The organism is Ferruginibacter sp., assembly GCF_028288465.1.
GTDB lineage: Bacteria > Bacteroidota > Bacteroidia > Chitinophagales > Chitinophagaceae > Ferruginibacter.
Genome location: NZ_JAQBNR010000032.1, coordinates 1 through 21,702, shown reverse-complemented (window position 1 = coordinate 21,702; position 21,702 = coordinate 1). Strand labels below are relative to the sequence as shown.

19 protein-coding genes are annotated in these 21,702 nt (G+C 42.3%); all 19 read left to right on the top strand.

What is annotated here, in order from left to right; all coding sequences use genetic code 11:
- Nucleotides 1-15 precede the first annotated feature (15 nt).
- Nucleotides 16-1,527, top strand: coding sequence for a M20/M25/M40 family metallo-hydrolase (locus JWR61_RS14220; RefSeq protein ID WP_301928431.1), 1,512 nt, complete (start codon nucleotides 16-18; stop codon nucleotides 1,525-1,527).
- 416 nt (nucleotides 1,528-1,943) lie between these two features.
- Nucleotides 1,944-2,831, top strand: coding sequence for a hypothetical protein (locus JWR61_RS14215; RefSeq protein ID WP_301928430.1), 888 nt, complete (start codon nucleotides 1,944-1,946; stop codon nucleotides 2,829-2,831).
- Between the two features lie 39 nt (nucleotides 2,832-2,870).
- Entirely contained in the window at nucleotides 2,871-4,055 is a 1,185-nt protein-coding gene (locus JWR61_RS14210) for a DUF1624 domain-containing protein (protein WP_301928429.1), read from the top strand.
- A gap of 55 nt (nucleotides 4,056-4,110) precedes the next feature.
- Complete coding sequence (locus JWR61_RS14205) at nucleotides 4,111-4,605, top strand: nuclear transport factor 2 family protein (RefSeq protein ID WP_301928428.1); 495 nt, start codon at nucleotides 4,111-4,113, stop codon at nucleotides 4,603-4,605.
- A gap of 20 nt (nucleotides 4,606-4,625) precedes the next feature.
- Nucleotides 4,626-5,069, top strand: coding sequence for a nuclear transport factor 2 family protein (locus JWR61_RS14200; RefSeq protein WP_301928427.1), 444 nt, complete (start codon nucleotides 4,626-4,628; stop codon nucleotides 5,067-5,069).
- Nucleotides 5,070-5,380: 311 nt separating this feature from the next.
- A complete protein-coding gene (locus JWR61_RS14195; RefSeq protein WP_301928426.1) occupies nucleotides 5,381-6,826 on the top strand; it encodes an amidohydrolase family protein in 1,446 nt (481 codons plus the stop codon).
- A 54-nt stretch (nucleotides 6,827-6,880) separates the two neighbouring features.
- Nucleotides 6,881-7,381 (top strand): lipocalin-like domain-containing protein, encoded by a 501-nt coding sequence (locus JWR61_RS14190; RefSeq protein WP_301928425.1) that lies wholly within the window; start codon nucleotides 6,881-6,883, stop codon nucleotides 7,379-7,381.
- A gap of 94 nt (nucleotides 7,382-7,475) precedes the next feature.
- Complete coding sequence (locus JWR61_RS14185; protein ID WP_301928424.1) at nucleotides 7,476-8,399, top strand: hypothetical protein; 924 nt, start codon at nucleotides 7,476-7,478, stop codon at nucleotides 8,397-8,399.
- Nucleotides 8,400-8,480: 81 nt separating this feature from the next.
- Nucleotides 8,481-8,921, top strand: a complete 441-nt coding sequence (gene tnpA, locus JWR61_RS14180) for an IS200/IS605 family transposase (protein WP_301928423.1) — start codon at nucleotides 8,481-8,483, stop codon at nucleotides 8,919-8,921.
- A gap of 125 nt (nucleotides 8,922-9,046) precedes the next feature.
- Nucleotides 9,047-11,146, top strand: coding sequence for a prolyl oligopeptidase family serine peptidase (locus tag JWR61_RS14175; RefSeq protein WP_301928422.1), 2,100 nt, complete (start codon nucleotides 9,047-9,049; stop codon nucleotides 11,144-11,146).
- A 184-nt stretch (nucleotides 11,147-11,330) separates the two neighbouring features.
- Nucleotides 11,331-12,530, top strand: coding sequence for a DUF1624 domain-containing protein (locus tag JWR61_RS14170; RefSeq protein WP_301928421.1), 1,200 nt, complete (start codon nucleotides 11,331-11,333; stop codon nucleotides 12,528-12,530).
- Between the two features lie 37 nt (nucleotides 12,531-12,567).
- Nucleotides 12,568-13,761 carry a DUF1624 domain-containing protein gene (locus JWR61_RS14165; RefSeq protein ID WP_301928420.1) on the top strand — a complete coding sequence of 398 codons (1,194 nt, stop codon included), beginning with the start codon at nucleotides 12,568-12,570 and terminating at the stop codon, nucleotides 13,759-13,761.
- Nucleotides 13,762-13,957: 196 nt separating this feature from the next.
- The gene (locus tag JWR61_RS14160; protein ID WP_301928419.1) at nucleotides 13,958-15,280 is read left to right on the top strand and encodes an amidohydrolase; all 1,323 of its coding nucleotides are present in this window, start codon (nucleotides 13,958-13,960) and stop codon (nucleotides 15,278-15,280) included.
- A 32-nt stretch (nucleotides 15,281-15,312) separates the two neighbouring features.
- A complete protein-coding gene (locus JWR61_RS14155; protein ID WP_301928418.1) occupies nucleotides 15,313-16,509 on the top strand; it encodes a DUF1624 domain-containing protein in 1,197 nt (398 codons plus the stop codon).
- 11 nt (nucleotides 16,510-16,520) lie between these two features.
- Entirely contained in the window at nucleotides 16,521-17,189 is a 669-nt protein-coding gene (locus tag JWR61_RS14150) for a hypothetical protein (RefSeq protein ID WP_301928417.1), read from the top strand.
- A gap of 58 nt (nucleotides 17,190-17,247) precedes the next feature.
- Complete coding sequence (locus JWR61_RS14145) at nucleotides 17,248-17,892, top strand: DUF2306 domain-containing protein (protein WP_301928416.1); 645 nt, start codon at nucleotides 17,248-17,250, stop codon at nucleotides 17,890-17,892.
- Between the two features lie 18 nt (nucleotides 17,893-17,910).
- On the top strand, nucleotides 17,911-19,194 hold the full coding sequence (locus JWR61_RS14140; protein WP_301928415.1) for a M20 family metallo-hydrolase: 1,284 nt from the start codon (nucleotides 17,911-17,913) through the stop codon (nucleotides 19,192-19,194).
- Nucleotides 19,195-19,196: 2 nt separating this feature from the next.
- Complete coding sequence (locus JWR61_RS14135) at nucleotides 19,197-20,468, top strand: amidohydrolase family protein (RefSeq protein WP_301928414.1); 1,272 nt, start codon at nucleotides 19,197-19,199, stop codon at nucleotides 20,466-20,468.
- Between the two features lie 388 nt (nucleotides 20,469-20,856).
- The coding region (locus tag JWR61_RS14130) for a P1 family peptidase (RefSeq protein WP_301928413.1) at nucleotides 20,857-21,702 on the top strand (846 nt) is incomplete at its 3' end.

The following is a 21,702-nucleotide window of genomic DNA, read 5'->3' as shown; positions in this document are numbered from 1 at the left end:
AAAGCAAAAAACAATATGACCAAATCAACATTTGCAAGGCTGCTTTTTATAACGGTTGTAAGTTCATGCGTGAGCTTACAATTGATGGCACAAAATAAAACGACCAAAAAAGAAAAAAAACAATCTGTCAAGTCAGCAATGCCTCTGTATGAAAAATACATTGATGACAACATGGATGCACACCTGAAAGAGTTTGTTGAGCTGGTATCCATTCCAAGTATATCATCTATCCCATCCCATAAGCCTGATGTAGAAAAAGCAGCAGCATGGATACAAAATAAATTAAAGGCCATTGGTATACCGACCACACAACTGATACCCACCGATGGAAACCCGGTAGTATATGGCAGCTGGGATAAAGTCCCCGGTAAACCAACTGTGTTGATTTATGCTCATTACGATGTGCAACCTGTGAAGGAGTCGGAATGGGACAACCCTCCTTTTGCCCCGGTAATTAAAGATGGAAAAATATTTGGCCGCGGTGCCAGTGATGATAAAAGTGGCGTGATGACAACCATCTGGGCGATGGAAGCTATGTTAAGCAACAACGGAAAATTACCGGTGAATGTAAAATTCATGTTTGAAGGAAATGAAGAAGTGGGCAGCCCCTATTTCAAAGATTTTCTGATAAAAAATAAAGACCTGTTAAAAGCTGATTTTGCATTGAATGCGGACGATGGTCAATATGATGAAAATACGCCCGCGATGACGGTTAGTTTACGCGGCGCATCACAAATGGAATTCAGCATAAAAACAGCCAACACCGATGCGCACTCTGGTGAGTTTGGTGGTAAGACACCCAATGCAGTTTTGATCCTGTCGCAAATCATCAGTTCTTTTTATGACCACAAGGGTAATGTGGCTGTGGAAGGATTTTATGATAAGGTTGTACCTGTTTCTCCACAGCAAAAAGAGATGATCAAAAAAATACCTTACGACCCGGCAACAGATATGAAAATCTTAGGCACTACAGCCGAAGCAGGCGATACGAACTTTTCGCCGTTGGAAAGAATCTGGTTTCGTCCCACGCTGGAAATTGTGGGTATGCAGGGCGGCTATACTGCAGCAGAAGGCCACTCCAATATTATCCCCGGCAACGCCATGGCAAGAATAACCTGCCGCCTGGTAAGCAATCAAAACGGAAAGGAAATTATTGATTTGATTGTAAAGCACATCAACAAAAATTGTCCGCCCGGCGCTACTATTACGTACAAATTGGGCAAAGGCTATGCAAGCCCGATGCAATTGCCTGCGGATACAAAAGAGTACAGATATATTTCCGATGTGTTATCAACAATTTATGGCAAACAACCTTTTCAACTAGCTACCGGGGGCAGTGTTGGATCGCTGTTATCTATCAAGGAAATTTTAGGGCTGAATGCCTACCCGTTGGGCTTTGAATTAAGCGATGAAAAATGGCACGCAGCCAATGAGTTTTTCAGGGTATCCAGTATGCGCAGAGGTCAATTGATTTACTGCAATTATTTACAACATCTTGCTGACGAAGAAAGTAAGTTAAAAAAATAAAAAATCGGCCACAAGCAGACAATAGGCACACAACATTCCAATGTCGTTTACTTAGGCGATTTAAAATTTACATTGTTACTATACTTTGCAGAAAGACATGAAGTTTACGAGCCCTGTTTCGAATTTAAAACAGTAACTGGATAAGCTGCCTCTTTTGGTTCGGTCCCGGCTTGCCGGGATTCAAAAAAATGCGCAGCATATTTTTTTGAAAGAAGCAAAAGCAGCAGCATTCCAGTTACGCAGCCCGCCGGCTGAGGAGGCGAAATCAACAAGCTAAAAAGATGCAACAAATTTTAGATGGTGCTTTAATTGACAAATGAATTAAATAAAGCCATGTTTAAGTAAACGACATTGATACAACACCTGGCGAATAAAATAGCGATAACACATTCAACAACCAACCAAAACCAACCACCATGCAACGCAGAACATTTATTAAGCATTCATCCATTACCGTGCTAAGCATTAGCGCATTTGGCAGCCTGTTCTGGAATGGAAAAAGTTATGAAGGCGACACGCCAACAACTACTGATATTCTTGGTCCGTTTTACAGACCAGGCGCTCCATTAAAGACCAACCTTGTCCTGCCGGGTTCAAAAGGAACACCTGTTGTTTTAAAGGGAAGCATTTTTAAAGAAGATGGTAAAACGCCGGTCAGCAATGCATTGGTTGAAATCTGGCATTGCGATGAAAACGAAGTATATGACAATACTTCTGAAGCATACCATTACCGTGGCGGACAAAAAACAACTACAGATGGCAAATACGCATTTACAACGATTTTGCCCGTGCCCTATAAAGCCGATCCTAAAGATGAATCATCCTGGCGACCTGCGCACATTCACATGCGGGTTTCAGTGCCCGGTCAGCAAGACCTTATCACTCAAATCTATTTCAAAGGAGGCAAATATGTTGAAACCGATAAATGGGCGTCGGCCCCGCAGGCAGTAAACAGGATACTGGATATTGCTACCAACAAAGCGGGCCAAAGTGAAGTTGTCTTTAATGTTACCATGCGTAAAGAAATTCCGTTGGATAAAAAAGTGTACGAACAGGTTACCGGCCTCTTTGATATGGGAGATAATAATACAGTAGAATTCCTTAAAAATGATGACTTGCTTTTTATGAAAAGTAACGGGCAACTAAGGGCTGCTTTGAAATACATTGGCAATAACACCTTTGAAGCGGGAATCGGTTATCCTAAAGCAACTTTTGAATTGCAAAAAGACGGCACTGTAAAAGTAGCTATACAGAGAACAATCGATAAGACTGTGTATGGCACAAAAGTTTTAAAATACAATTAATAAAATATTTCAAAACACTTAGCAGCAGCCAGTAAGACTATGAAAGCAATTGCAAAAGCAAGAATAGAATCTATTGATATTTTAAGAGGGGTAGTAATGGTTATTATGGCACTGGACCATGTAAGAGATTATTTTCACTATGGCTCTATTTTTGGTGACCCGACAGATTTAAAAACTACCACCCCTATCCTTTTCTTTACCCGTTTTATTACCAATTTTTGTGCGCCTGTTTTTGTGTTCCTGTCTGGTACATCTGCGTTTCTTTATGGAAGCAATAAATCAACAACACAGCTGTTCAAATTTCTTTTTACCAGGGGCATCTGGCTTATTTTTCTTGAAACAGTGGTCAACAATTTTATCTGGACTTTTGATGTCACCTACAGCTTACATATTTTCCAGGTTATATGGGCCATCGGATGCAGCATGATATGTCTATCCATCCTGATCTTCCTTCCGCGGAAAATAATTTTAGTAGTTGGAATGCTGCTGGTTGCAGGGCACAATGCCCTGGATGGCATTGTGGTGCAGGGACACAGTTTCCAGTCAATCGTTTGGGACGTTTTGCACCATGAGAATGTGCTGGTATCAGGTTCAGGCCATATCATCTTTCTGCACTATCCACTCATCCCCTGGATTGGCCTGATGGCACTGGGATACTTATTTGGAACATTTTATCAGAAGGATTTTGATGCAACACTCCGCAAAAAATGGTTACTGGGACTGGGCCTTGGGTCGCTTATTTTATTTTTGGTTTTACGGGGTTTGAATGTGTATGGTGATTTAGTGCCATGGTCAGTGCAGGATACCGGTACCAAAACAATACTCTCATTTTTTAAGGTAACAAAATATCCGCCTTCGTTATTATTTCTCTGCCTTACGATTGGACCTGCCCTGTTGATTTTATATGCTTTTGAAAACACCAAAAACAAGGTCACTGATTTCTTTTTGGTATTTGGAAGCGTACCGTTGTTCTATTACTTTATGCACATGTTGGTGATTCATGTTTTTGCCCTAATAGGTCTTGTGATTACAGGCGGTCATTGGCAGGACATGATTTTAACAGCTAAAGCATTTCAGAGCCAACGACTCTTAACCTATGGATACCCGCTTTTGGTAGTCTATCTTGTTTGGATCAGTGTTGTTTTACTGCTGTATCCATTTTGCAAAAAATATATGTTGTATAAACAAGCGCATAAAGAAAAATGGTGGTTGAGTTATTTGTAAGAAAAATTACAAAAAGACATTAGCGCCATGAGCATTTACTTACTAAACTAACAAGATGAAAAAATATGTATACTTATTACTGGTAATAGTGATTGGATCTACAAATGCTGCAACCAGCCAGACGGTAAAGAACATTGACCACGATAAAAATTCAGATTCGGTAGTTGTGGTAACGATGGTAAAAGACTTCTTTAAATCCTTTGATGACCGGGACTTGCAAAAGCTGAATGAGCTGTTGGATCCTTCAATGAAAATCATTCACCACAATGGCGCAACCACTAACCGGGAAGAAATGATTGCCATAATAAAAGAAACCAAAAACTGGTGGCCAAGAACAAGAAAGTTATCGGAGGTGGAATTTACCGGCTCTCCCGATATGGCAGTAGTAGGGGTTTTGAATGAAGTGATCTTTTCTTTACCCAATAATAAAACAGTGGAAGAACGGTACCGGGAAACCTGGATTTTTAAGAAAACTGGCAATCAATGGAAACCGGTTCGTTGTCACTATTCAAAAATAATGGCTGATAAACATTCTGAAGAAGTGAATTAAAAAGTTATACAGATTTACCAATGAAAAAAATACAGCTATTTGTACTTGCGATTTTGTTTACAGCCCTGCTTCAGGCACAATCAACGGCAAGCCAGCGGGCCGTACAACAAACAGTGACCAAATTATTTGACGCATTATCCAACCGGGACGCTGTCAGCTTAAAACAATATTGTGCTGATGATATAAGCCTGTATGAATATGGAATGGCCTGGAACCTGGATACGCTTATCAACAGGGCAATTACATTAAATACAGCAACCGATTTTAAGCGCATTAATACTTTCGAATTTATCAATACAACTATTAACAAAGATGTAGCATGGACAACTTACCATCTTAGTTCTGAAATTACAAAAGATGGCAAACAGGCTTCGGTAAAATGGATGGAAACAGTGATTGCAATAAAGAAGCAAAACAAGTGGAAGATTAAAGTGCTGCATTCAACACTAATTAAAAGAAGCTAAACAGATTTTGGCTAAAGCCAATTATATAAATTATCCTCCGGCTGAAGCTGGAGGCAATTCAAGGAGGCAATTCATGGAGGCAACTTAATAGGCAATTCAAAAAGCAAGGGATAAAAAAGACAAGAGTAATTAAAGGACAAAAAATAATCGAATTAACCTGTTGAATTACCACAGGCATCGCACATTAAATTGCCACAGCCTTCAGCATTGAATTGCCACAGCCTTCAGCATTGAATTGCCACAGGCTTCAGCCTGTGGATAAAAAACAATACTAAATTGGCTATAGCCAAACAAACACAAATACCATAATCATGAGAAAAATAATACTCGTCGCAATCCTTGTAGGTCTTTTTACCACGCTTGTCTACCCGCAAACAACATTCAGCGATGAAACAAAAAAATACATCGAATACAATGACTCTGTTACCGTGTTTAAAAATGCGTTGCTGATTGATGGCAAAGGCAATGATGCAAAACCGCATCAATCCGTTATTATCAGCAATGGTAAAATTAAATGGATTGGTGAGGATGCAACACTGCAACTGCCAAAGGGCGCAAAGCTCATCGACTTAAATGGCAAAGCATTGATGCCCGGGTTGGTCATGCTGCATGAGCACATGTATATATCAGCACACGACATCGGCACCCGCTATCTCCACTTAAAACAATTGCCTTTCACCTTTCCCCGATTGTACCTGGCAGCAGGCGCTACCACCATCAGAACCTGCGGCAGCATTGAACCTTATTCTGATCTGCGCATAAAAAAAGACATCGACCTGGGTTTGTTACCGGGCCCGTCAATGGAACTGACAGCACCTTATATCCAGGGGAAATCATCCAATTTTCCGCAAATGAAAGAAAATAAAACACCGGAAGAAGCAGCAGCATTTGTAAACTATTGGGCCGACCAGGGTTTTACTTCTTTTAAAGCATACATGGGCGTGGACAAGCCAATTTTAAAAGCAGCCATTGATGCAGCGCATAAAAGAAAGTTGAAAATTACGGGTCATCTCGATATCGTTACGTATCGTGAAGCAGCTTTATTAGGCATGGATAATTTAGAACACGGATTTATTGCCAGCACTGATTTTGTGCCAGGCAAAAAAGAAGATGAACACCCCGCCGCCGGTGTGGCCATTAAATCATTGGGTAACCTGAATATCAGCAGCGATAGCGTACAACAATTCATTCAATATGTAATTGATAAAAAAGTGGGCATCACATCCTCACTGGCAGTATTTGAAGGATATACTACCACTCAACCACGGCCTGACCAGGAGGCATTAAATGCTATGTCTCCCGACACTAGAGATTATTATTTACAAAGATTTGTAACGGTTAAATCTACAGCAAGCCATCTTGATTGGAATAAAGCTTTTGCAAATGCAGCTAAGATGGAAAAGATGTTTTACGAAATGGGGGGCTTACTGACCGTTGGCACAGATCCCACGGGGGCAGGCGGAACGTTGGCTGGCTATGGCAACTGGCGGGCAATAGAACTACTGGTGGAAGCAGATGGCTTTACTCCTTTGCAGGGGATTAAAATTGCAACGCAAAATGGCTCCGTTGCATTAGGCTTTGATAAATCAATCGGCACGATAGAGGTTGGGAAATCGGCTGACCTGTTAGTGATTGACGGCGACCCGTCAAAGAATATCAGCGATATCCGCAAGCTGCTGTATGTATTTAAAAATGGTGTTGGTTATAATTCAAAGAAATTGTTTGACTCGGTAAAAGGCAAGGTTGGATTTAATTAAAATTTTTCCAGACCTCAATATTTGTTATCATTATCATCTGCTTAACTAAATAATGTGAAAAAAGAACCAATTATTATGCTGCTCATAATTATGTCGCTTGCAATTTCATGCACTCATGCACCGGCAGAAAAGCAAATAGCAAGTAGTAGCAACTTAGCGGGTACCTGGCGGCTAATTGAGTACACAGATTTTGATACCGCTACAGGCAAAGCTACTCATCCATATGGTGAGCATCCGAAAGGATATTTTACCTATACAAAAAGTGGTATCGTGAACCTGAATATCTCGGCAGAGAAACCAATCATTGTCAGCGCTGATTCAGAATACATCAAACAATTTTCCTTAGGTGTTCTGCTGGATAATGCCTGTGGCTATTTTGGCACTTACACTATAGATACTAAAAATTCGGTTGTTACGCATCATGTAGAAGGCGGCTCCGTACTGAGTTACATTGGCACGGACCAACCCCGTCATTTTATTCTTAAGGAAGATACATTGCTGATTGGCGACCCTGAATTTAAAATTGGTAAAAGAGTGTTGATAAGGGAAGAATAAAAACGATAGCAGATGAATAACACATCTGACAAAATATTCAAAGCAAATGGCAGCTGGCTTTTACTAATTATAACCAAATTGAAATGCAGCAACAATGAGTGAAGAAAAACAAATTGATGAACAAAATCAGGAACAGGTGCCCGCAATCGGGCAGGATAAAATATTGCCGGTAGAAGAAACAGAAATACTTGAAATAAAAAATACTGAAACAAAACAAGAAATGGAAGTACACCACCACACGCATGCCGCCCAAGGTAAGAAAAACTGGAAAACGTATACATGGGAATTCCTCATGTTATTTTTGGCCGTGTTCTGCGGCTTTCTGGCAGAGTACCAACTGGAACATGTAATAGAACACCAGCGGGAAAAAGAATACGCCAATGCCCTGTACACTGAACTATCAGATGATTCCACCGTGGCTGCAAATAAATTAAGCAACCGGCTCGATAAAGAAAAGGACATGGATTACCTGAGCAACTATTTTAGGGATAGTTCGCTAACCGATCTTCCTAAAGCTTTTTATCCCGCCTATACCACCAGTCTTTACCTGATCAATACCTATACATTCGAACCAAAGGATGGCATTCTGAACCAGCTAAAGAATTCAGGCTCGCTGCGCTATTTCAAGAGTATTGCTTTGCAAAAATTATTAGGCGATATCAGTGTCAACATAAACAATATGCGGCAACGCAATGACCAAGAGTACCAGTATTTCGCCAGTCCCATTAAACCTTTTATGCTGAAGTATTATGACTGGAGCTGGTTAGACGAATTGCGTAAAGCAGATACCGCTGCCAATGTATTGGATGTCATCAATCACTATCGCCAGAATAACCGGGACATCAAAAGAAACATTTTAAATATCCCTTCTCTCGACAGGGCCGAAGCAGCTAACCTGGTATTGTTTTATAAACAAATGCTTGTTTCAACCCGCAGCCTTCAATTAAATAATTATATTGTAACCAATCATAGCATCCTGCAGGTGTTAAGAGAAAATTATTCGCTGGAAAATGAGTGAATTGCCACAGGCTTCAGCCTGTGGATCAAAATAAAATCAAATTGGCTTTAGCCAAAAAATGAACAATTAAAATTAAGTAACATGCCGTTTGTAAGCGTGTATGTCCACTTTGTATGGAGTACAAAAGACAGGGCGCCTTATTTAGAAAACAAAACAACAAGAGAAGCAGTGTGGCAACACATCAGGGACAATGGAAAAACCAAGGGTATTTTTATTGATTTTGTAAATGGGCACATTGATCATTGCCACTGCCTGGTTTCTTTGGGTACCGAACAGACTATCAGCAAAATAATGCAGCTGATAAAAGGAGAAGCCGCATTTTGGTTTAACAAACAAAATTTTATTAAAGAAAAATTAGAATGGCAGGATGAATATTTTGCAGTTTCAGTTTCTGAATCAGCCCTGAACACAGTGAGAAATTATATAAAAAATCAGGAAGAACATCATAAGAAAAAAACATTTCAGCAAGAGTATGATGAGTTCATTTTAAGATATGGATTTCAAAAATTTAAAGATGAATAAGAATTGTATTTTGGCTAAAGCCAACAACATTAACTTAACTGTCCTCCAGCTGAAGCTGGAGGCAATTCATGGAGGCAATTCACAGGCTCCAGTCTGCATTTAAATAAAAAAACCCAACACCATACATGAAAAAAATTTCCCTCCTGTTATTATTACCCATGCAACTACTTGCCCAGAACAACCCCTTTGCAGCTTTTAAAGCCTACAATTTCCCAACAGAATTGCACGCTGCTGCGAGTGGATCAAAATTAGCCTGGGCGTTGGATGAGCAGGGAAAGCGGAATGTATATGTGGCAGAAGGCCCCGCATTCAAACCAAGGAAACTGACCAGCTTTTCAAAAGATGATGGGCAGGAAATTACCAGCTTGTCTGTTTCACCAGATGGCAAATGGATTGTGTTTGTTCGTGGTGGCGATCATGGTGCCAACTGGGATCATGGCCTGCCTTTGAACCCTTCATTTGAAACATCGCTGTTTCATGTGCAGGTAGCAAGCGTTCCATTTGATGGCGGAGAGACTAAATATTTATCCGAAGGTGATGCGCCAATCATTTCACCCGATAGCAAAACAGTAGCTTTCACAAAAGGTGGCCAGGTATGGGCAGTACCGATTGACGGCAGTACTGCTGGCAGGAATTTATTTACAACAAGGGGCACCGTTGGGTCGCTGGAATACAGTGCAGTCGATAGTGAGCTGCTATTTGTTGCCTATCGTAACGATCATTCCATCATTGGCATTTATACCAATGCTGCAACGCCCATCAAATGGATAGCGCCTTCTTTTAGTTTTGATGAAACACCTCATTGGTCACCCGACAATAAAAGTATTGTGTTTATCAGAAGGCCTGGAGCAGGCGGTGCACCCGATTCTCTGTTGGTGAAAAAGCATATTCCCTGGAGTATTTACACGGCGGATATTGCAAGTGCCAAAGCAACCCTGTTATGGAAAGCTCCCGCAACATTGCGGGGCTCTGTACCTACAACAGAAGGCGGTTACAATCTGCACTGGGCTGCCAATAACAGGATAGTATTTTTATCATACCAGGATGGATGGCCGCACCTCTACTCTATTGCAGCGGATGGTGGTAAGGAAACGTTATTGACGTCAGGGAATTTTATGTGTGAACATATCACGCTTAGCGCAGATAAAAAATACCTTACGTTTAGTGCCAATACCGGTAACAACCAAATGGATATTGAAAGAAGACATGCTGCAAAAGTAAGTGTTGACAAAGCAGATATGCAGGTACTGACAAATGGCAGTGGCAACGAATGGACACCGTTATTAATCAATGATAACAATACGCTGGCCTTTATCTGCGCAACAGCACAGCGGCCACCGTTACCTGCTGTGATGCAATTAAGCAAGAGCGACAATGCTGTTCAATTATTGGGTGAAGAATTGATACCCGCCAATTTTCCCAAGGAAAAATTGATTACACCCACACAGGTCATTTTTAAATCTGCTGATGGAGTTATGGTGCATGTGGATTTATTTTTGCCTGCAGGCGGCATCAGTAAAAAGCCGGCCATTGTGTATGTGCATGGCGGCCCGCCAAGACAAATGTTATTGGGCTGGCACTACTCCGATTATTACAGCAATGCCTACGCAAGCAACCAATACCTGGCCAGCCTGGGTTTTGTGGTCTTGTCGGTAAATTACCGCCTCGGCATCGGGTATGGATATGAATTTCACCAGGCAAAAAATGCAGGCGAAGCGGGCGCATCAGAGTATCTTGATATTAAAGCTGCGGGCGAATGGCTGCAAAAGCAAACCTTTGTTGACAGCAAAAAAATCGGCATTTATGGCGGTTCTTATGGTGGCTATCTGACAGCTATGGCGCTGGCCAAGGATTCTAAACTTTTCGCAGCCGGCGTAGATATTCATGGCGTGCATGACTGGGCATCCCGCTCTGGTTTACTTACGGCTTATAATGAGAAATATGAGAAAGCGCCCGACCTTGATAAAGCCCTCAAAACAGCATGGCTCTCCTCCCCGATTCCTTACATGAAAACCTGGAAATCGCCTGTATTAATTATACATGCCGATGATGACCGCAACGTACAATTTAATGAAAGTGTTGATATAATCAACCGGTTGGAAAAGCAGCATGTGCCCTACGAAACCATCATGATTGCAGATGATACGCATCACTGGATGAAATGGGAAAATGCGGTTACGGTGTACGGGGCCGTCGCTGAGTTTTTTGTAAGAAAATTTAAATAACAAATAACAGACACCTCAGTCAACTGTCTTACCGTATTATAAAAAAATACCCGGTATTTATAGAAAGAAAAATATCGGATAACAAAACAATTGATTTATAAAAAATAAAGCACCCGTTTTCAAATTGCTAAATAAAATAAGTAACTTAAAAACGGATTAAAAATCAATACCAAAACCAACTAATATGCAACAGCCACTTGCTGCATCGCAGAAAAGAATTGACTCCATTGATGTGCTTCGCGGCATTGTAATGGTCATCATGGCGCTGGATCATACAAGGGATTTTTTTCATGTTGCGGCCAATACGGGTGATCCTTTAGCCGTACCATCAGCATCTCCTGTTTTATTTTTTACCAGGTGGATCACTCATTTTTGTGCGCCCACATTTGTATTTCTATCCGGCCTTTCCTGCTACTTGCAGTCCTTTAAAAAAAGCAAAAAAGAATTGAGTTCCTTCTTAATCAAGAGAGGGCTTTGGCTCATTATTGCGGAAGCGATTATCCTGTCTTTTATTTTCACATTAAACCCATTGTACAATATTATTTTCCTGGAAGTAATCTGGGCAATTGGTATCAGCATGGTGATACTAGGGTTATTGATCTTCCTGCCATTCCCTGTGATATTGACAATAGGGTTGGTAATTGTGCTGGGGCACAACCTGCTGGATATACCCGAAGCCGCCCCCGGTTTTAAACCCGGCTTTTTATACAGCGTATTGCACAGGGCGGGCGGCGTATTACCATTTGCTCCGGGGCATATACTGTTGGTGTTATATCCATTTTTACCCTGGACGGGGTTAATGATATTGGGCTATTGCACCGGTACTTTCTTCTCTTCCAAATACAGCCCGAACGAACGTAAAAATATACTTTTAAGAATAGGTGTATCGACTATTTTATTTTTTGTTTTAGTGAGATTTGTCAACGTTTATGGTAATCCGTTTCCGTGGAGTAAGCAAAACACCTGGCTGGATACTTTTCTTTCTTTCATCAATCTTCAAAAGTACCCGCCCTCTTTATTATTCATGTGCGTCACTATTGGCCCCGCGCTGATTGTACTGGCTTACCTGGAAGATATACAGAACCGCTTTACCAATGTGGTGAGGATCTACGGCAGGGTTCCTTTTTTCTATTATGTAGTTCATTTCTTTTTGGCGCACGTACTGGCAATGATCGTATTTTTTGCAAGGGGGCACAATATACAGGACGTCGCGAAAGCAGCGCAGCAGGTACCCTTACTTTTTATTGTTCCCGGTGAAGGATTTAGTTTGCCGGTAGTGTACCTGATATGGCTGACGATCGTCGCCGTAATGTATCCCCTATGTAAAAAATATGACCGCTATAAAACCAGTCACAAAGAAAAATGGTGGCTGAGTTATTTATAGAAGTAACAAATTTTTATTCAATCAACCAACAATACCAATGCAAGCATCTTTGTCTATTAATCAAAAACGAATCAATTCAATTGATCTGTTGCGAGGCTTAATCATGATCATTATGGCGATTGACCATGTAAGGGATTACTTTCATGCAAGTTCATTTTTATACAACCCGCTGGACCTTTCCAAAACAAGCGCCGCTATATTTTTTACCCGCTGGATTACGCATTTCTGTGCACCCATATTTATGCTGCTCGCCGGCACATCGGCTTATTTGATTGGTCAGAAAAAATCTAAAAAGGAATTGTCTGTTTTCCTTGTAAAACGTGGACTATGGCTGATCTTTCTTGAAATGATCATCGTTAATTTCGGATGGAACTTTAATATCTTTTTTCCCAATTTTTTGTTTGTAACCATATGGGCACTCGGCGTCAGCATGATTGTACTGGCGGCATTGATTCACCTGCCGGTAAAAATTATTTTGCCAATTTGTGTCCTCATTGTAGCAGGTCATAATTTGCTTGACAAAACACATATCACCGGAAACACATTGCCTGCATTTGGCTGGGCCCTATTGCACGAACAAAACTTTTTTTACTGGAATAAAGAAGCTTTTTTGGTAGGCTACCCGCTGGTACCCTGGATTGGGGTTATGCCATTGGGGTATTGCCTTGGCGTATGGTATGCCAGCGGCTACGACGCCACCAAAAGAAGAAAGCAATTACTAATTACCGGAGGCTTATCTATTCTGCTTTTTGTTATACTCCGCTACAGCAACTTGTATGGTGATCCGGTTCCATGGAGTACGCAGAAAAATCCACTCTTTACCTTTTTGTCTTTTATCAATGTCAATAAATACCCGCCATCGCTCCTGTATATTTTAATCACCCTGGGTAGCGCACTGATATTGCTGGCATGGATGGAAAAATTACAAGGGGCAGTAGTAAACACCATTTCTATATACGGCCGGGTGCCGATGTTTTTTTACCTCATACACATCTACCTGATTCATTTACTGGCGATGATTGCATCGGGATTATTTACCAGTGTGGCCTGGCAAAACTGGATGCTGCGGCAACCCATCTGGTTCAATACAGACCTGAAGGGATATGGCTTTCCGCTGATCGTAGTGTATCTTGTCTGGGCCTTTGTGGTGGTGGCGTTGTTCCCGCTTTGCAAACGATACGATCGTTATAAACAATCGCATAAAGAAAAATGGTGGTTAAGTTATTTATAGCGCACTCAACCCCGTGAGCGGTTAATCCCGATAGCTATCGGGACTGACGGCGGTTGGGAGAACGAGCCGTCGATTTTAATAACGTTCTATTAAACCGCCGACGGGGCTTAAAGCCGCCGTCGGGGTTTGGGAGTATTTCAAATAGGGCTTGCCATCAGATTTTTACGCAACACATTCAATCATTTAAAACAATCAAGTGAATAAAAACGCCGTTACATTTTTCGCCATCCTGATCTTTAGCACCGGAGTGCTTCGTGCACAAATCAGCAAACAGGTGAAGCAGATGGCCTATGCCGATTCGGGCCGGCTGGTGGAAATATTTAAAGACCTGCACCAGAACCCCGAGCTCGGTTTTATGGAAGTCCGCACTTCTGCCATCATCGAAAAAGAACTGAGAACGTTGGGCTATGAAGTGATGACAGGAATTGGCAAAACAGGTGTGGTGGGTATCTTAAAAAATGGCGCTGGCCCGGTGGTGATGTACCGTGCCGATATGGATTGTAATTCAGTAAAAGAAATTACAGGCCTGCCCTATTCCAGTACCAAAACCATGAAGAAGGAGGATGGCACAGAAGTGCCCGTTATGCATGCCTGCGGCCATGACGCCCATGTAACCTGGTTGCTGGAAGTTGCCAAAATTATGATGACCATAAAAAGTGAATGGAAAGGCACACTGGTGATGCTGGCGCAACCTGCAGAAGAACCATTGACTGGCGCCAAGGCAATGGTCAATGATAAAATGTATGACAAAGGTGTACCGGTTCCCGATTATTTATTTGGCCTGCATACAACTCCTATCGCAACAGGCAGCATTAAAAACGGTGCCGGTGAAAGGGCCGCTGGCAGCGACCAGTTGGATGTAACTTTTTATGGCATTGGCGGGCATGGCTCTACTCCGGAGCTTACCAAAGACCCGGTGGTAATGGCCTGCAATGCGGTGATGCAATATCAAACCATTATCAGCCGAAGCATTGCAGCGCAGGATGTGGCGGTGCTGACCGTTGGCGCTATTCATTCTGGTGGCGATAACAATGTGATCCCTGCATCTGCAGTGGTGAAACTAAACCTGCGCTGGTTTAACGAAAGAATAAGAACTGATTTACTGGATGGCATTAAAAGAATCAACGAAGGCATTGCTGTTGCCAATGGGGTAGCCAAAGAAAACTATCCTGCTATTTTAATGAAGGGCAGTGTATATCCGCAGGTGAATGATCCGGCATTGTCTGCCAAAGTAAACAAAGCACTTACGCCCCTGCTGGCGCCTGAAAAAATCATTACCAACACGCCTCCTATCATGGGTTCTGAAGATTTTAACCATCTCGTATTGGGCAATAATAAAACCCTGTGCGATTATATATGGGTAGGCACTGCACAGCCCGACCTGTATACAAAGGCAGTGAGTGAAGGAAAGAGTGCGCCTTTTTATAACCACAACGGCAACTACCAGGTTGACCTTGCAGCCATTCCGCTGGGTGCTGTGATCGGCACTACAGCCTTGCTTGAATTATTCAAAAAATAATCATCATAAAAATATTATTTAAAGAAGCTTTGATGCAACAACCCTTCACCAGCAATAAAAAAAGAATTGAATCGATTGACCTTTTAAGAGGCATCGTGATCGTCATCATGGCACTGGACCATGTGCGGGATTATTTTCATGCAGCTAATTTTGTGTACGATCCGACAGACCTTGCACAAACCAATGCACCCGTATTTTTTACAAGATGGATCACGCATTTCTGTGCGCCGGTATTTGTGTTTCTTGCGGGCACTTCAGCTTTCCTGGTGGGTGAAAGAAAAACAAAAAAGGAACTCTCCGCATTTTTGCTAAAGCGTGGCCTGTGGCTGATGCTGCTGGAAGTAACAGTGATCAGCTTTGCATGGAATTTCAATCCACACTATACTACTTTCCGTTTGCAGGTGATCTGGATACTCGGTCTTTCCATGGTATGCATGAGTGGTCTTATTTATCTGCCACCGAAAATCATTTTAGCCGCAGGATTGGTGATATTATTCTCGCATAATTTATTTGACAACATGCATGTGACCGGCAATGGCTTTTCCGATTTTCTATTGGCTGAACTGCATGAACGCAAACGATTCAGTTTTGGCGGGCACTTTGTTACCACCGGCTATTCGCTGCTTCCGTGGTTGAGCACCATGATGCTGGGTTATTGCTTTGGTGCATTGTATAAAAAAGAGATGGATGCAGCCGTCAGGAAAAAATATTTGTTGGTCATTGGTAGTACAGCCATTTTAATTTTTGTATTGTTAAGAGGCATCAACGTATATGGAGATATGCAACCCTGGAAAGTACAGGCCTCCTTCATCATGACCATTTGTTCTTTTTTAAATGTTACCAAATACCCGCCATCACTGCTGTACACATTGATGACTTTAGGGCCTGCATTGATTGCGTTGGTGTTGCTGGAAAAACCGCTGAGTCGTTTCGGGCAAATCATCATCGTGTATGGACGGGTACCATTGTTCTTTTACATCCTCCACCTTTTTCTCATTCACCTGTTGGCCATTGTTGCAGTCGTTGCAAGTGGCAGGCCATGGACGCAGATGATTTTTACTACGATGCAAAGTGCAAAAGACAGTCCCTGGCTGACAGGCTACGGCTTTTCACTGGCAGGAACTTATATGGTTTGGATACTGGTAATAGTGCTATTGTATCCGTTATGCAAATGGTATGACCGATATAAAAGCAATCACAAAGAAAAATGGTGGCTGAGTTATTTGTAAAAAAAAGAAAAATGAAAAACAGACCAACCGCAATTTTGTTATGGATGATTTTTTATTCCCTTCCGGTAACAGCGCAGGTACCGGTAAGAGAAGAGCCAAGACACCATCCCGTTTTTCAGAATAAATATATCCGCCTGCTGAATGTTTGGTTACCACCCGGAGATACTACCCTCTTTCATATCCACGCCACGCCATCGCTCTTTGTAATATTGAGTAATACCATCACAGGTTCGCAAATAATAGACTCGGCGTGGAGCACCGCCGAACGATCTAAAGCGGGTACCACCTGGTACCGGTCTTTCACTCCCGATACACTCATACACAGGGTTTGTAATAGCGATAGCATAGTATTTCACGTGAATGATATTGAGTTGTTATCTTCATACAATACAGCAGCATCCAATAAAAAACGCTTACCCTTTCCGCTGGAATTTGACAATGAAAAGGCAACCGCCTACCGCCTGACAGGGGCTGATTTCAAAAACCAGATCATTCACAACCGTGGGCCAATGATTGCCGAACTGGTGACAGGTATCGGCATTGAGTTGCACGACAACGCTAAGAAGCAAACAAAGAAAGTAGTCGCAGGAAAATATGTGTACATAGCACCCGGAACTGGTTTCTATTTTTCAGCAACAGAAAAAAGTAATGTTGACATGGTGTTATTCGAAATCAAATAGCCATTTTTTAGTACATACCTTATCAATCAATTATGAATCACTCAATACAACACTAACCATGCTACAATTAACTACACTTAATAAACCCAGGGTCTTCCTGTTTTCAATTCTTGCAATATTATCACTGTATGTGCTCGTGGTACAGGAAGTTTTGTACTTATGGAGTGCCGGTGCTGCAGAGCTGGCCCGGTACAAATCCATGTCATGGATTTTGGTTCCGCATGGCATATCAGGGATGATTGCATTGGTGACTGGCCCGTTCCAATTCTCCACCACACTCCGCAGGACCAACCTGGCACTGCATAAAAAATTAGGCAAGATTTATATCATCGCTATTTTATCGGCCATGCCATTTGCCATACTGTTGAATATTTATCATCCCATCCCTGGTGCCAGCGGCACATTTGCGTTTGAAAATATTACACAGGCCACGGTCTGGGCAATCACGGCAGCAATGGCGTGGCTGGCGGCTTCCAAACGACAAATAACCATTCATAAAATGTGGGCGGCACGCAGCTATGGTGTAACCCTGGTTTTTGTGTTATCAAGAATTTACAATCCTTTACAGCTCTTTATGAAACATCCCGACATAAACGACTTCGGCCATTTCTTATGGTTTTTGCTGGTGTTTGCATTGGTTGCTCCGGATATGCTGGTCTTTAGTAAAGAATTATTTACCAGCAGGAAAACACACTCAAAATAAAAAACCAAAATTATCTAAATGAAATATTTACTAACTGCATTGGCGTTTTCATTTTCATTCACTGCATTTTGTCAATCAAAACTTACAGTAAACGAACAACGCATCGAAAGCCGCCTTGCGGACTTATCCAAATTTGGCAGAGACAGCACCGGCAAAGGTTACAGGGTAGCCTATACAAAAGGTGACCAGGAAGGCAGGGCATGGTTTATCAACCTGATGAAAGCGGCGGGTCTTGAAGTAAATATCGATTACGCCGGCAATATCATTGGCAAAAGAAAAGGGAAAAATGCAGCGCTGCAACCCATCGCTTTCGGATCGCACATTGATATGGTGCCGGATGGCGGCAATTATGATGGTTGTGTTGGTTCTATCGGAGCACTGGAAATGATGGAAGTACTCAATGAAAATAATATGGTAACCGATCATCCGCTGGAGCTCATCATCTTTTCCAATGAAGAAGGCGGCACCATTGGCAGCATGGCCATGGCAGGACATGTGACTGCTGAAGGATTAAAGCAAAAAAGCCAGAGCGGACTCACAATGGCTGCCGGCATAAAAGCCATCGGCGGCAATCCTGATAGCATTCAATCATCCTCATTAAAAAAAGGAGACATCAAAGCGTTTTTAGAACTGCACATTGAACAGGGGGGCATTTTAGATAAAGAACAATTGCAGATCGGTGTAGTGGAAGGCATTGTTGGTATCATCCACTGGGAGGTAACGGTCACCGGCTTTGCGAACCATGCCGGTACAACGCCAATGGATATGCGGCATGATGCACTGCTAGCTTCCGCCAAATTAATCGTAGCGGTAAATGAAGTAATCAACAGTTATAAAGGCAGACAGGTCGGCACCATTGGTAAGATCGCAGCCATGCCGGGTGCATACAATGTCATCCCCGGCAAAGCAACTATGGGCCTGGAAATAAGAGATCTTTCTTACGATAAAATATGGATGTTGTTTCATGATATTGAAAAACGGGCAGCAGCCATTGCCGCTGCGTCCGGCACCACCATTGCGTTTCAGCACCAGGCCAATGAATCTAAACCCGCCTTAACCGATAAAAATATTCAGGCTCAAATCACCGCATCTGCAAAAGCACTCGGCTTCACTACCAAACTGATGCAAAGCGGCGCGGGGCATGATTCGCAGGAGATTGCTTTGGTCGTACCAGTAGGTATGATCTTTATCCCGAGCGTTGGTGGTATCAGCCATTCGCCTAAAGAATTCTCCAAAACGACCGATATTGCAAATGGCGCCAACGTATTATTGCAAACCATTTTGAAACTGGATAAAGAATAGACATGAAACAATTTATTACTTCAGGCCTGCTTGTTTTATTGTACTGCTCCGTGATGGCACAAAAAACGGCGTTGCTTGCCAAAACATTAATAGATGGCACTGGCAAAGTAATCAGCAACCCGGTGATCGTTATTGAAAGCAATAAAATCATCGCCATCACCAGCAAAGAAAATATTCCAAAAGATGCAACGGTCATAAATCTCGGAGACTATACTTTGCTACCCGGCCTCATTGATTTGCATGTACATCCCAATAACACGGAAGATGATTACCAGGTACAGCACATGCGCAATTCTTCCGCAGCCAAAGCCCTGCTTGGCTTAAAGAATGTGCAGGACCTGCTTTCGGCTGGCTGGACGACCTTGCGTGTGGCGGGTGATGCGGACGTAGGCTACGCCAATATGGAAGTGCGCAATGCCATCAACAAAGGGTTGTTTACCGGTCCGCATATATTTGGCGCAGCACATTATCTCTCTGTTACGGGCGGCGGTGGCGATATCAATTTTATTTCTCCTGAACAAAAAATAACCGCCGACGGGTTGATTGTGGATGGACCCGAAGAGGTTAGAAAAGCGGTACGCAATGAAATTAAATACGGCAGCGACTGGATAAAATTACTGGTGACCGGTGCGTTTATGACGGTGGGCGACAATCCAAAAAATGTACATTTCAGCCCGGAAGAATTAAAGGCGGCGGTAGAAGAAGCGGCAAGGCGGGACGTTCCCGTGATGGCGCACGCCCATGCTACAGAAGGCATCAAGATGGCGGTAAAAGCAGGTGTAAGAAGCATAGAGCATGGTTCTTTCATTGATGAAGAAGCCATGGGCCTGATGATTCAACACGGTACTTATCTCATCCCCACTTTTACAGTCGGGTTGTACTTCCAGGAAAAACTGGCTGACAGCAAGGCGCTGGAAAAAGCTGTGGAACTAGGTAAAAAAACAAAAGAAGGCATGTACACTAACATGCGGCTGGCCATTAAAAAAGGGGTGAAGTTTGGGTTGGGTACCGATTATGTTGGCTGGCCTGCTACCTACTCTGCCCGGGAGTTTGGGGAATATGTACAACTCGGCATGACGCCCATGCAGGCAATCCTTTGTGCCACCAAAACCAATGCAGAAATTCTTAAAAAAGAAAGGGAAATAGGATCGGTTGAAGTCGGCAAACTGGCAGACATCATCGCTGTAAAAGGCGATCCACTAAAAGACATTACCGAATTGCAAAGGGTAAAATTTGTAATGATCGGTGGCAAGGTGGTGAAGAATGAAAAGTAAAATTTTATTGGATAATAAATATTAAACGCATGATCCTTGACGGCCTCAGAAAAAAAGCGTTAAGAAAATTTGAATGGTTGCCGTTAAGAAACTGACAAAGGAGGTTCATTGAAACAAATAAAAAATAACAGAAATGAAATAAATGAAATTGATGTTACCAATGCCTGGCTTTTCTATTAGCCCGTAAGTCGCACAAAAGCCAGGATATATACTGATGTTTGAGTTAATTTCATTTTAGGCAATCGTTCAAATTTTTAGCTTTTTTTCTGAAGCCTTGATTTTTTTTGTTTCTTTTTTGTATCAAGACAAAAAAGAAAATAGACCCTTACGTAAACATAAGAGACTTTGCGACTTAAATTAATTATACTGAATTTTTAAATAAACAACAATGAAAAATATTATAACCATGGTGCTATTGTGTTTGCTGCAAGTCAGCACTCATGCGCAAAAACCAAGAGCAAGAGATATCGGCATTCCCTTTGATGGCGTGACCGGAAAATACAATGCCATCACAGATGTGAAAGGTGTTGAAGTAGGTTACAGCACCGTCATCTCCGGCAACGGAAAAAATGTATTGGGCAAAGGCCCTGTACGGACCGGCGTTACGGCCATCCTGCCAAGGGGCAAGAACAATAACCCCGTGTATGCTAACTGGTATACACTCAATGGCAATGGGGAAATGACCGGCACTACCTGGGTTACCGAGTCAGGCTTTTTAGAAACGCCGGTGATGATCACCAATACCAACAGCGTGGGTGTTGTAAGAGATGCGGTTTTAAAATGGTTTGTAAACAAACACTGGTATAAAGAAGATTTCTGGTACACCTACCCCGTGGTGGCCGAAACCTATGATGGCTTTCTGAATGATATTTATGGCTTTCATGTAAAAGAAAGCAATGCATGGGAAGCGTTGGACAGTGCGAAATCAGGTTTTCTCAAAGAAGGGAATGTAGGTGGTGGTACCGGCATGATGTGCCTCGGATTTAAAGGTGGCACTGGTACTGCGTCAAGACTAGTGAAAATTAAAGACTCCAGCTATACGGTGGGTGTATTGGTGCAATCCAATTTCGGCAGAAAAAAATCATTGACCATTGCAGGAGTGCCGGTGGGAAAAGAGCTGATGGATACGCTGAACAACGAATTGAAGTTGCCGCCCCAGCATTACAGGAAAGAAGGTGATGGCTCCATCATAGTGGTGGTTGCTACTGATGCACCTTTATTACCACACCAGTTA

What these genes read in the sequence shown, in the direction of transcription:
- JWR61_RS14155 (WP_301928418.1), top strand. Translation starts at nt 15,313, where the DNA reads ATGCAACAACCCTTCACCAGCAATAAAAAAAGAATTGAATCGATTGAC.
- tnpA (WP_301928423.1), top strand. Translation starts at nt 8,481, where the DNA reads ATGCCGTTTGTAAGCGTGTATGTCCACTTTGTATGGAGTACAAAAGAC.
- JWR61_RS14195 (WP_301928426.1), top strand. Translation starts at nt 5,381, where the DNA reads ATGAGAAAAATAATACTCGTCGCAATCCTTGTAGGTCTTTTTACCACG.
- JWR61_RS14185 (WP_301928424.1), top strand. Translation starts at nt 7,476, where the DNA reads ATGAGTGAAGAAAAACAAATTGATGAACAAAATCAGGAACAGGTGCCC.
- JWR61_RS14135 (WP_301928414.1), top strand. Translation starts at nt 19,197, where the DNA reads ATGAAACAATTTATTACTTCAGGCCTGCTTGTTTTATTGTACTGCTCC.
- JWR61_RS14215 (WP_301928430.1), top strand. Translation starts at nt 1,944, where the DNA reads ATGCAACGCAGAACATTTATTAAGCATTCATCCATTACCGTGCTAAGC.
- JWR61_RS14140 (WP_301928415.1), top strand. Translation starts at nt 17,911, where the DNA reads ATGAAATATTTACTAACTGCATTGGCGTTTTCATTTTCATTCACTGCA.
- JWR61_RS14200 (WP_301928427.1), top strand. Translation starts at nt 4,626, where the DNA reads ATGAAAAAAATACAGCTATTTGTACTTGCGATTTTGTTTACAGCCCTG.
- JWR61_RS14165 (WP_301928420.1), top strand. Translation starts at nt 12,568, where the DNA reads ATGCAAGCATCTTTGTCTATTAATCAAAAACGAATCAATTCAATTGAT.
- JWR61_RS14210 (WP_301928429.1), top strand. Translation starts at nt 2,871, where the DNA reads ATGAAAGCAATTGCAAAAGCAAGAATAGAATCTATTGATATTTTAAGA.
- JWR61_RS14205 (WP_301928428.1), top strand. Translation starts at nt 4,111, where the DNA reads ATGAAAAAATATGTATACTTATTACTGGTAATAGTGATTGGATCTACA.
- JWR61_RS14150 (WP_301928417.1), top strand. Translation starts at nt 16,521, where the DNA reads ATGAAAAACAGACCAACCGCAATTTTGTTATGGATGATTTTTTATTCC.
- JWR61_RS14170 (WP_301928421.1), top strand. Translation starts at nt 11,331, where the DNA reads ATGCAACAGCCACTTGCTGCATCGCAGAAAAGAATTGACTCCATTGAT.
- JWR61_RS14145 (WP_301928416.1), top strand. Translation starts at nt 17,248, where the DNA reads ATGCTACAATTAACTACACTTAATAAACCCAGGGTCTTCCTGTTTTCA.
- JWR61_RS14220 (WP_301928431.1), top strand. Translation starts at nt 16, where the DNA reads ATGACCAAATCAACATTTGCAAGGCTGCTTTTTATAACGGTTGTAAGT.
- JWR61_RS14175 (WP_301928422.1), top strand. Translation starts at nt 9,047, where the DNA reads ATGAAAAAAATTTCCCTCCTGTTATTATTACCCATGCAACTACTTGCC.